Annotated in this window: 6 protein-coding genes and 1 pseudogene; 2 read left to right on the top strand and 5 right to left on the bottom strand. The window is 38.8% G+C overall.

Annotated features, from left to right (window positions below):
- Positions 1-118: 118 nt before the first annotated feature.
- From pyk to HT720_RS00830, 3 genes are all read right to left on the bottom strand, one after another.
- Positions 119-1624 (bottom strand): pyruvate kinase, encoded by a 1506-nt coding sequence (gene pyk / locus HT720_RS00840; protein ID WP_173274426.1) that lies wholly within the window; start codon positions 1622-1624, stop codon positions 119-121.
- Between the two features lie 58 nt (positions 1625-1682).
- Positions 1683-2690, bottom strand: a complete 1008-nt coding sequence (gene pfkA, locus HT720_RS00835; RefSeq protein ID WP_000820871.1) for a 6-phosphofructokinase — start codon at positions 2688-2690, stop codon at positions 1683-1685.
- Positions 2691-2772: 82 nt separating this feature from the next.
- A complete protein-coding gene (locus HT720_RS00830) occupies positions 2773-5874 on the bottom strand; it encodes a DNA polymerase III subunit alpha (RefSeq protein WP_173274425.1) in 3102 nt (1033 codons plus the stop codon).
- 344 nt (positions 5875-6218) lie between these two features.
- Between HT720_RS00830 and HT720_RS00825 the strand changes: the two genes are divergently transcribed.
- Positions 6219-8492, top strand: a complete 2274-nt coding sequence (locus HT720_RS00825) for a Xaa-Pro dipeptidyl-peptidase (protein ID WP_173274424.1) — start codon at positions 6219-6221, stop codon at positions 8490-8492.
- Positions 8493-8508: 16 nt separating this feature from the next.
- Positions 8509-8979, top strand: a complete 471-nt coding sequence (locus tag HT720_RS00820) for an arginine repressor (RefSeq protein ID WP_173274423.1) — start codon at positions 8509-8511, stop codon at positions 8977-8979.
- A 534-nt stretch (positions 8980-9513) separates the two neighbouring features.
- Here the strand turns inward: HT720_RS00820 and HT720_RS00815 are convergent.
- Both HT720_RS00815 and HT720_RS00810 read right to left on the bottom strand, forming a co-directional pair.
- A complete protein-coding gene (locus HT720_RS00815) occupies positions 9514-12864 on the bottom strand; it encodes a DEAD/DEAH box helicase family protein (protein ID WP_173274422.1) in 3351 nt (1116 codons plus the stop codon).
- A 29-nt stretch (positions 12865-12893) separates the two neighbouring features.
- A pseudogene (locus tag HT720_RS00810) lies at positions 12894-12968 on the bottom strand (type I restriction endonuclease); the annotation flags it as partial.

Below are 12968 nucleotides of genomic sequence, written 5' to 3'. Positions count from 1 at the left end.
AGAGATTTTCGAAGAGTATCAATCCATTATGAAAGTTTTGCCTCTTTGCTACCCTCTATACAAAAAAAGCCTATCACACAAGCTCTAAAGCTGGATATGATAGGTTTTTATATTTTTCTTAACGTACTGTGCGGATACGCATTGTGTTTGTGCGAACAGCTTCTCCTACTGGCACACCAGCAACGATAACGATATCATCGCCTGACTCAACAAGACCTGCTTCTACCGCTTTACGTTCAGCGATTTCAAACATATCGTCAGTTGAAGATGGAGCATCTGTCAACATTGGGATAACACCCCAGTTCAACATCAAGCCACGTTCTGTCAATTCATCAAATGTCAATGCCAAGATGTCAGCATTTGGACGGTATTTAGAAATCAAACGAGCAGTATGACCTGTCTTAGTAAGAGTTACAACCAATTTGATATCCATTGAGTTAGTCGCATCTTTAACAGCAGAAGCCATTACTTCTGTCTTAGAGTTACGCTCAAATGAATCTGAATCCAAACGTCCGTATTCATTAAGAAGAGTTTGAGCGTTCTTGTCGATTGTAGCCATTGTAGTTACTGACTCGAGTGGGTATTTACCGTTTGCAGACTCGCCTGACAGCATTGTAGCGTCAGTTCCGTCGATAACAGCGTTAAATACGTCTGATACTTCTGAACGAGTTGCACGTGGTTTTTCAGTCATTGTTTCAAGCATGTTTGTTGCAGTGATAACAACTTTACCTGCAGCATTGACTTTCTTGATAATCATTTTTTGGTAAACTGGAACCATTTCGAATGGTACTTCGATACCCATGTCACCACGAGCGATCATGATACCATCAGCTGCTTCAATGATTTCATCCAAGTTATCGATACCTTGTTGGTTTTCGATTTTAGCGAACAATTGAACATGTCCGTTTCCAGTTTCTTCACAGATTGCACGAACTTCGTTCACGTCTTTTGCAGTACGTACGAATGAAATCGCGATGAAGTTGATACCTTGTTCAAGACCAAAACGGATATCGTCGTTATCACGTTCAGCAAGAGCTGGGAAAGGAATTTTAGTGTTAGGAATGTTAACACCTTTTTGTTTAGCAATTACGCCATCATTTTCAACTTCAACTTCAAACTCACGAGTTGCATCATCTTTAGCAACCACACGAAGACCAAGTTTACCATCGTCAACCAAAACTTGACGACCAACTTCAACATCATCATAGATATCAAGAGCGCCAGCAACGTTCAATGCAATCACATCACGAGTTGATTTGATTCCTTGTTTAGTCGCAACACGGATTTTTTCACCAGTTGTGTAAGAGTACTCTTTTGCATCTCCTTCAAACAATTCAGTACGGATTTCTGGTCCTTTTGTATCAAGAAGGAAACCAACTTTTTTACCTGCAAGTTTTTCAGCAAGTTTAACAGTTGCCATACGGTCACCTTGTTCTTGGTGGTCACCGTGTGAGAAGTTGAAACGGAATGTGTTAGCACCAGCTTCAATCAATTTAGCAATGTTTTTAGCTGAAGCTTCAACATCAAGTTTTTCACCCCAGTATCCGTCATCACCGAATTTTTTACCACCACGGATTTCTACCGCAGGACCCAAAGTTGCAACGATTTTTACACGTTTGTTCATGATTTTTTGTGACTCCTTTATATATATGACCTTTTGGTCTTATTAACTAAATTATGAATTATGACAAGCAATTGTTCAATTGTGACAGGTCAAGATCAGCTTTGTGTGGATTATTTACAATAATCTTACCGTCTGCTGCCAAACTAAACAATGCTCCTTCTTCTGCAGTACCAAGAATTGGATTTTCAACCATTTTTTCGTTACGAATACCTACCGCAACACCACCGATACCTTTTTTAAGAAGTTTAACGGCATGGGCACCCATACGTGACGCCAATACACGGTCACGCGCAGTTGGAGAACCACCACGTTGAATATGTCCAAGTTCTGTCACACGAAGATCGGTCGTATCTCCAGCTTCTTTTAGTTTTTGAGCAAATTCATCTGCTGACATAACCCCCTCTGCCAAAACGATGATATTGTGTCTTTTACCACATTCATAGCCAGCTTTGATACTTGCTACGATATCTTCAATTTTGAAGTCTTCTTCAGGGATGATAATTTCATCAGCACCAGTTGCGATACCAGCCCAAAGAGCGATATCACCAGCGTTACGCCCCATAACTTCGATGACAAAAGTACGACGGTGACTTAATGATGTATCACGAATCTTATCGATAGCGTCCATAGCAGTCGTAACCGCTGTGTCAAAACCGATTGTGAAGTCAGTACCAACGATATCGTTATCAATTGTACCTGGAAGACCGATAGCTGGGAAACCATGCTCAGTCAAACGCATAGCACCGTGGTAAGATCCGTCACCACCGATAACAACTACACCTTCAATGCCGTGTTTTTTCAATTGCTCAATCCCTTTAAGTTGCCCTTCAAGTTGAGCGAACTCTGGGTAACGAGCTGAGTGAAGGAAAGTACCACCACGAGAAATGATGTTTCCTACTGAAGCCGCATTTAAGGGATGAATTTCACCGGCAACCATACCAGCATATCCGTCATAGATACCAAACACTTCCATTCCTTCTGAAATTGCTTGACGAACAACTGCACGGATAGCAGCGTTCATACCAGGGGCGTCTCCACCACTAGTCAAAACAGCAATACGTTTCATATTGGTTTATGCTCCTTTTTCTTTTAACATTCTTCTTGATTATACCACATTTGATTTTAAAATTCTTCTATTTTCCGTATTTTTAGCGATAAATCGTTTTCATAACGATTTCATTCAATTTCGCTTCTAATTCATTGGATTTAGCTACAAAATGATGAGGGGAAACGATTGTTTTCTGTTCTTCTTCATACCTGATGATGACTGGGATTGGGCCTTTATACTGGTCTAAAATTCTCGAAATTTCTTGATCCGATTCATGATTTTTTACCTGTATCCAAAAGCGTTCAGCAACTGCTTCTCTTATTTCTTGTGCAATCATTTGCAGACGGCCATCACGTGACTGGATTTTTCCTTTTATATAGTAGAAGGCTCCCTCTTTTATTTCCTGCCCAACCTGACGATATAAGTCTGAAAAGAGAGTGACATCCAATTTTTTCTTACTATCATCCACCTGTAAGAAAGCCATATTTTCACCCTTTTTGGTACGAATTACTTTTATTTTCTGAACTTCAACCAAAATAATAGCGTAGCTATTTTCTGATAAATTTCCGATTGGTGTAATCGAATAAATAGCCTTACTCGCAATAGCTTGTAGGGGATGTTTGCTGACACCTATCCCTAAAAGCTCTTGTTCCATATAGAATTTTTCTTGTTCCGTCCAATCTTCCGATTCCTGCCAACTATAAATTGTATCACCAAACAAGCTTCCTAACTCTTTCACAAATTCAAATAGATTAGCTAAATTATTGAATACTTTTTGACGATTTTTTTCAAATGAATCGAAAAGACCAACTTTTACCAAAGGTTCTAGCAAGGGAAGTTTCAGATAATTTTCAGGTAATTTAGCTATAAAATCTTCAATGCTAGAATAAGGTCTATTTTCAAGAATCCAAAATGCCAAATCCTTGCTGACTCCCTTAATCGATTTCAGACCTAGATAGATAGACTTGTTGGCAATTTTATCGTGATAGGGAATGGTGTTGATGGACAGAGGCGCTACTTCAAAGCCTGCTTCTAGGGCATCTGTTAAGTAATCACTGTTGGCAGAATTCAACATGACCTGATAAAAAATAGCTGGATAATGTGTTTTGAAATAGGCCAACTGGAAGGCCAAGGCTGAGTAGGCATAAGCGTGAGATCTATTAAATCCATAACCTACAAACTTCTCCATGACATCAAAGACCTGCTCTGCCTTTTCCACAGTATGTCCAGCTTTTAATGAACCTTGAATAAAGGAAGCCCTCATCTCATGCATGGCAGAGGCATCCTTTTTTCCCATAGCTCGACGTAGGATATCGGCTTTCCCAAGACTAAATCCAGCAAAACGCTGGGCAACCTGCATAACCTGCTCCTGATAGAGCATAATACCGTAGGTTGGAGCCAAAATATCCTCCAGCACTGGATCCAGAACCGTCACTTCTTCCTGACCATGCTTTCTTGCCACAAAATTATTGATATAGTCACTTGCACCTGGACGATTTAAAGAAGTAGTTGCTACGACATCTTCAAAACAGACTGGCTGCACACGCTTGAGCAAGCGAATAGCACCTGGCTGCTCAAATTGAAAGATACCTTTTGTATTGCCAGATGCAAACAAAGCTAACGTTTCTTTGTCTTCCAAATCAATTTCTTTAATTTTCAGATGAATCCCTTCTGTTTCAGCAAGCAACTCTTGCATCTTCTGGACAAAGGTCAGATTTCGCAATCCCAGAAAGTCCATCTTCAAAAGCCCGCTAGCCTCAACACCATGAGCATCATACTGAGTCAGTGGAATTTCATCACCATGCTTCAGAGGGATGTAGTTGGTCAAATCTTGGTCGCTGATCACAACACCAGCCGCATGGACCGAGGTTTGTCTTGGATAGCCCTCAATCTTACAGGCAATTTCAAAGGCTTTTTGATATTCTAACTTACTATTGATTTGCTGACGAAATTGGAGATTCCCCTCATAAGCTGACTTGAGATTGTCACGAAAACTGATTTTCTTGGTAATTGCAGATAATTCATACTCGGGTACACCAAAGCGTTTTAAGACATCTCGCAGAGCTTGCTTGGCTCCAAAGGTTGAAAAAGTAAGGATTTGTGCAGCATGTTTACTACCATATTTATTGCCAACATATCTGATAAAATCCGGACGATAAATATCAGGAATATCGATATCAATATCAGGCATGGTATAGCGTTCACGATTGAGAAAGCGTTCAAAAATCAGATTTTTCTCTACTGGGTCAATCCCTGTAATGTCTAAAGCATAGGAAACCAAGCTACCAACTGCTGAACCCCGTCCCATTCCCATATAATAACCATTCGAACGTCCAAAACGCAACAAATCCCAGACAACCAAGAAATAATCGTCAAAGCCCATATCATGAATAACAGCCAATTCTTGGTCTAGACGGTCTTGATATTCTTCACTAGTCAACCCCTTCTGAGTAAGTCCCAATTCAGCACGTTCTCTCAACTCTTCTACTGCTGGTCTAGCAGGATTAAAGCGAGGCAGTTTCAGACTAGTATCCAAGTCATAAGAAATACCTGAAATAAGCTTTTCTAAATTGTCCAAGGCTTGAGGAAAACGTTCTTGGAATAGTTTCTCTAAAGAAGTTGCTGATATAAAAACATCTTGTCTCGAACGCAAGGGAACTTCTCTGAGCGGTTGATTTTCTTTAATCGCTGTTAGTACTTGAAGAACTTCTCTATCCTTACTTTCAAATGCATTGACCCGATACAATGGCAAAATAGGATGGTGAAATTCTCTGGCCAGTGTTTCTGGGTAAACCCCTATATAGTAATCACAGCCTAGATTTAACAACTCAAGTTCTTCAAAATAAGGCACAATTACCGCAATATCCTCTAGATACTGAGATAGAACTGACCAACTTTTCTCCCCCTGCATCTTTGCTGTTGAAAGTTTCATCAACTGCTGATAGCCCACACTAGATAAAGCTAAAAAGCGCAAATTCACTTCCTGCTCATCTACCAACACTGTCATCTCAAGCCCTAGCAAAGGATGAATGCCATATTTTTTTGTAACCTCTAGAAAGTCAAAAGCCCCATAAAGATTATCAATATCCATCATGGCCAGATGAGTGTAGCCGTATTCTTTAGCTGCTCTCACATACTTATCAATCGAAATGACGCTTTCCATAAAACTATAGACTGTTTTTGTATCTAGTTGTGCGATCAATTTACACTTCTCCTCTATCCTTCTCACTATATTATACCATTTTCACCTATAAAAGGCTGCTCTTGAGAAACATTTCATCAGCTTACTAATTTACTTTTTATTCATTTGTATTTCGTCGTAATTTTTTATTTTTATAATATATTATGTATAAAATAGAAAACATATAATATAAATCTCCTAGAATTTTTATATTATACCTATTATATCTATTATTACACTGTTCTCTATATTGAATTTAGCACTTTATTCATTTTTATTGGATTATTTCCTTTTGCAGTTAACAATTCCCTTTCTGCTTTTTTTTTGATATAATAACCTTAACTATCATTCTATATGGAGGTTCTATGCGTTTTAATCAATATAGTTATGTCACTTTTCCAAAAGAAAATATCTTATCTGAACTAAAAAAATGTGGCTTTAATTTACAAAATACAGCCAATCCCAAGGAATTACTGGAAACTTTTTTACGTCGCTTATTTTTTACTTATGAGAACACCGACTATCCACTCTCCTGCTTAGCTATAGATAAAGAAACTAACATATTAACTTTTTTCAAATCTGACAAAGACTTGACAGCAGATATTTTTTATACTATCGCCTTTCAACTTTTAGGCTTTTCTTATTTGGTTGACTTCGAAGACAGTGAAGCGTTTCGTAAGGAGACTGGATTTCCTATTGTATACGGTGACTTGATTGAAAATCTCTATCAGTTACTCAATACTCGCACCAAAAAGGGGAATACTCTTATCGACCAACTTGTTAGTGATGGTCTTATTCCGGAGGATAATGACTACCACTACTTTAACGGCAAGAGTTTGGCTACTTTTTCTAGCCATGATGTCATTCGTGAAGTCGTTTACGTTGAGTCTCGTGTCGATACTGACCAAAAAGGGCTACCAGACTTAGTCAAGGTCAGCATTATTCGTCCTCGTTATGAGGGGCAAATCCCTGCCATCATGACAGCCAGTCCTTATCATCAGGGAACAAATGACAAGGCAAGCGATAAGGCTCTCTACAAGATGGAGGGCGAGCTTGAGGTGAAACCTGCTCATAAGATTGAACTAGAGGAACCTCAACTCAATCTCGTCCAACCTCAAGGCCAAGCTGAGCTTGTGTCAGAAGCTGAGGAAAAGCTAAGTCACATCAACTCTAGCTATACACTCAACGACTACTTCCTCCCACGAGGTTTTGCCAATCTCTATGTTTCAGGTGTTGGTACTAAAGACTCTACTGGTTTCATGACTAACGGAGACTACCAACAAATCGAAGCTTATAAAAATGTCATCGACTGGCTCAATGGTCGTTGCCGTGCCTTTACCGACCACACGCGCCAGCATCAAGTCAAGGCTGACTGGTCAAACGGAAAAGTAGCTACAACTGGACTTTCCTATCTAGGTACCATGTCCAATGGTCTGGCGACTACAGGTGTCGATGGTTTAGAGGTTATCATTGCTGAGGCTGGCATTTCTTCATGGTACAACTACTACCGTGAAAACGGTCTGGTGACTAGCCCAGGTGGTTATCCAGGTGAGGACTTTGACTCCCTTGCTGAACTAACCTACTCTCGTAATCTCTTGGCTGGCGACTATATCCGTGGCAATGAAGCTCACCAAACTGACTTAGAAAAAGTGAAAGCTCAGCTAGACCGAAAAACTGGGGACTATAACCAGTTTTGGCATGACCGTAATTATCTGCTCAATGCCCATAAGGTAAAAGCAGAGGTTGTCTTTACCCACGGTTCACAGGATTGGAATGTCAAACCACTTCATGTTTACCAGATGTTCCATGCCCTTCCTGCTCACATAAACAAGCATCTCTTTTTCCACAATGGCGCCCATGTGTACATGAACAACTGGCAGTCCATTGACTTCCGTGAATCCATGAATGCCTTATTAACCAAGAAATTATTGGGACAAGATACAGATTTTCAACTTCCGACCGTTATCTGGCAGGACAATACTGCTCCTCAGACTTGGTTATCTCTTGATAACTTTGGTGAGCAAGAAAACTTTGAAACCTTCTCACTCGGTCAAGAAGAACAGGTCATTCAAAACCAGTACTCAGATAAGGATTTTGAACGTTATGGTAAGACATACCAGACCTTCAATACGGAACTCTATCAAGGGAAAACAAATCAAATTACTATTGACCTTCCTGTGACTAAGGATCTTCACTTGAACGGTCGTGCCCAACTTAATCTTCGTATCAAATCCAGTACAAATAAGGGGCTCTTATCTGCCCAACTGCTAGAATTTGGACAGAAGAAATACCTACAACCTTATCCAGCTATTATCAGTGCTAAAACCATTGATAATGGACGCTACCACATGTTGGAAAATCTCTGTGAATTACCATTTAGACCAAATGCACAACGAGTCATGACAAAAGGTTACCTTAATTTACAAAATAGAAATGATTTACTGTTAGTAGAGGATGTTACTGCAGATGAATGGATGGATGTGCAATTTGAACTGCAACCTACTATTTATAAGCTAAAAGAAGGAGATACTCTTCGTTTAGTCCTCTATACGACTGACTTTGAAATCACCATCCGTGACAATACCGACTATCACTTGACTGTCGACCTCGCTCAGTCCACGCTTACCTTACCTTGCTGAAAGGAGTTACATTATTATGAATAAATCAGAACACCGCCACCAACTCATACGCGCTCTTGTCGCAAAAAACAAGATTCATACACAGGCTGAATTGCAGTCCCTTCTTGCTGAGAACGACATTCAAGTGACCCAGGCAACCCTCTCACGCGACATCAAAAATATGAACCTATCAAAAGTCCGCGAAGAGGATAACGCTTATTATGTTCTTAACAATGGTTCCATCTCAAAATGGGAAAAACGTTTGGAAAACTATATGGAAGATGCCCTCATCATGTTGCGACCTATTCAGCACCAAGTCCTACTCAAAACTCTTCCTGGTCTAGCACAATCGTTCGCTACAATTATTGATGCTCTTGATTTCCAAGATATTATCGCAACCCTTTGTGGTGATGATGTTTGCCTTATCATCTGTGAAGATGCAGATGCTGCTCAAAAATGCTTTGAAGATCTGAAAAAATTCGCCCCACCATTTTTCTTTGAAGAATAATAAATGACTACAACTAACAATTATGCTTTAAAAAACCTGGTAGAAAGTCTTTAACATCAGAAAACGCATAGTATCAAGTGTTGAAAACCCTTAATACTATGCGTTTTGCTTTATCCTAGGAAGATTTATACTCTTCGAAAATCTCTTCAATCCGCGTCAACGTCAGCTTGCCGTAGGTATGGTTACTGACTTCGTCAGTCTTATCTACAACCTCAAAACCATGTTTTGAGCAGCCTGCGGCTAATTTGCTCTTTGATTTTCATTGAGTATTACTTCATTTTCTCCTGCAATTGAATTCTTGCTCGGCTTTTTGTTTTCTATTTCTTTAAAATCAAAGTAGCTCTTTTGTTAATAACTCGATCAACAAACATCGTGGTATAAGTATCTACTTTGAAATTTATCAGCCACTTAACAACTGATACTGTATTCTAGGAAAACGATGACATTCTTCCTAATAAAACTTCTCATATATAACATAAATTTCTACTCTTTTTAATTTTAAATGAGTCTCAAGCATGGCAATCATTTTAGAATTTAAGCCGCTTCTCCAGCTCGATTATTGATGAGCTCAATGGTTTGAACAATATTACGAAGTACTGGTAGTTGGTGTTGGAAGAGTAGTTGAACAGATCCATAAGATTTAAACGGCTCTTGCGTTAACACTTTCGTCTCTAAAAAACCATTTTCTACAATGTAGTCTACAATCAATTTTACAAATGAAATCTGCCTAGCATTAAGGTTCTCATCCGACAAAAATTTAGAAAAAATACGATTGGCAGACTCTCTATCTAAGCCAATAATCTCACGAACCAATCTCGGAATTGCCTTATTTTCATAATGATGTTGGTAGTCTGATTTGCTACCTAATTTTTCCCAGAGCAATTTTTCAAGTGCAAGCATATCATCAGATGTCAACTTTTTATTATGGTATAGCTTAGAAATAGACTCTTCATCCAGATGAGTTTTCAAATAATACTCAACTTTTTCATTGTAAGACCGAAGATCGTTGACCTGCAAAAATGCTGTGGTCTCGTGAACAGTGGAGAGTATACGATCTTCAAAGTTAACATAGTAGGGTTTACGGTCTGTTTTATCCAAAAACTGTAATAAATCTCGAATAGCAAGACGAATTTTTTCCAAATCAGACAAGCTAACTTCTTTCCAAAATTCAGGCTCCTGTACTTTCCTGATAATTTCAGCCTGCTCAAAAACCTGCGGGATATTGCCAATAGCAGAAAGAGCTCTAGCCGTCTTCATCACTTGGGAAATATGAACAGTAGAAGATTTAGCTGTCAGTTGCCCTAACTGAATATGAAGTAAGCACAAATCAAATCTCCTCGCCATCTCATCTTCTTTATCTTCATCAAATAAAAGCGGAGAGAGATTTTTTTGAATGGTTTCACTTGTAACAGCAGTTAGATTCTGCCAACTTTCTAATTTCCTATAGCTATAAACTGTATCTAAAACCATACGAACCCTGAAGTCCAACTCATTTAAGCTCTCTATACGACCTTGAAGTTCTGAAACAAGCTCCTGACGGTATGCTCTCGCAAACTGATCTTCTTGGTATTGGAGTCCCTGAAGTTCTCGAATCAAGTCCACTTTGATATTAAATAAACGCTGAGTCAAAGAAACAATGTGACGACCCTCTCCATCTCTTGGATCTGCACGAAAATAATCAAAATTGTCCCCATAATCAAATACCAAGAAGTTTTCCTTATCCTGCTCAGGTCCAAATAAATCTTTACATAGACGGGTTCCTCGACCAATCATCTGCCAAAACTTAGTTTTAGAACGTACTTTCTTGAAGAAGACTAAATTAACAACCTCTGGTACATCAATACCTGTATCTAACATATCGACAGAAATCGCAATTTGAGGATACTTCTCCTTAATTTTAAAATCATCAATCAAGGTCTGATAATGCTTAATACTATAATCAATCACCTGAGCATAGTCGCTCCCTTTTTCAGGATAGCGGTTGTTAAAAATACCTCTGATATATTCCGCATGATCATGATTTTTAGCAAAAATAATAGTTTTACCAATTTCATCACCCGAGGCTGTCTGAATTCCTCTTGTCATGAGTTCATTTAAAACAATTTCTACTGTACTTTTATTGAAAATAAAGGAATTAAACACACTCCCATCAATATCTTTTTCACAGCTATCGTCTTCAAATTTGCTATCAAAATGTTCCTTTTCTTCTTCGGACAAATCATCATAATGTAGACCATCCGTAGGTAGTTTCAGTTTGGTTTCGATAGAATGATAGGCTACTAAATATCCGTCTTTAACAGCCTCTTCCAAATCATATGCATATGTTGGAACACCATTCTCCAAATTAAAGAATCCATAGGTGTTTTTATCTAAATCTTGACGCGGAGTAGCTGTTAAGCCTACAATCCTTGCATCAAAATAATCAAAAATGGACTTGTATTTCTGATAAATAGAACGGTGAGATTCGTCAATTATGATAAGGTCAAAATGCCCAACAGTGAAAGGACGTTGATTTACTTCTTCTTGACCACTAATCGCTCCAATCATAGTCGGATAAGTTGAAAAGACCATGCGACTTGATTGAGCTCCTTCTTTATCTTCTAAGAAGTTACAAACGGAAAGATCTGGGAGTAATTTCCTAAACGAATCATAGGCTTGCTTAACCAAGGAAGTTCTATCGGCTAAGAAGAGAACGTTTTTTACCCAGTTATGACGTGATAAGATATCAACTAGAGAAACTGCTGTACGAGTTTTCCCAGCCCCAGTTGCCATAACCAAAAGTGCCTGTCTACGATGATTAGAGAAAGCTTCACAAACGCTTGCAATCGCATGTTTTTGGTAGTGACGCCCGGAAATATCGTCCCTAATTTTACTAGAAATATCCTCAAGTGGTTTTTGAAGATGACGTCTATCCATCACTAATTGCAATTCTTCTTGAGAGTAAAAGCCTGCAATCTGGCGGCGGTTTGGACCATCAAGTATATAGTGCTTCAAGCCATTTGTAATAAAGCAAATTGGCTGATAGCCGATATATTTCTCCAGAGCTTCAGCATATTCTTTGACCTGTACTTCCCCTACTTCTGGATTGACAGAGGCTTTTTTAGCCTCCACAATCGCTAAAATTTTCCCATTTTTACCATAAAGTACATAGTCACAGTAACCAATTCCTGAACCGTGCTTGAGACCATCAACAGCTATCTCAACACGACAGTTTTCTTCAAATATCCATCCTGCTAGACGGAGATCGATATCAATAAAGAGCTTTCTTGTCTCTGCCTCAGATAATTGATCAATATGGAAAGGCACATCTTGCCGTTGCGCTGCAGTCTCACGTTTTTCAGTATAAGTCTCTTGAACTTCTACGGACTGAGCAGCCATCTGTTCATGAAAATCAGGCAGTTCTGGTAAACTGTCTTGTAACTTTATCATAGATTGTGGAGTTTCTCGGTATTTGATGTTTGCTGAAAGTGGTAAGCACTTCTCATCAAAATAACGCTCCACAAACTCATTGCTGTAACAATAATCGATAAAATTAACAAACTGATACAAATGATGCAAAGCTAAAATAGCTTCTCGTTCCTTAATTTCACCACCATGAGCAGCATGGTTTCCCCACCGAATCAACAGAACTATCTGCTTGTGGAGTTCAGAATCTACGATATCCCTAAAATCATCATCCCATACTAAAGAAGATAGAGTAGCACGATAGGGAGCTTCTAAATATGAATCGTGACTATATATCCAATGGACAGCCTGCTCTAAAGCACGACGCGCCATAAAGGCAGTAGCCACAGTTGATGTAGCAATCATATTCTCAGCTTCAATGCAAGGTTTTGAAAAAGATTCATATTCGTCATTTTTTAAAAGAAAGCTAAAATTTCCCATTTTTTTCTCACTTTAAACAAATAGTTTAGCTATATTATACTAAATTTCAAGCTATTTCTCCACACTTTTATAGCTATCTCACAAGCAAATTGTGATTTGTCGAC

Origin of the sequence: Streptococcus sp. 68 (assembly GCF_013277415.1) — a bacterium.
GTDB lineage: Bacteria > Bacillota > Bacilli > Lactobacillales > Streptococcaceae > Streptococcus.
This window is presented reverse-complemented; position numbering and strand designations above follow the sequence as displayed.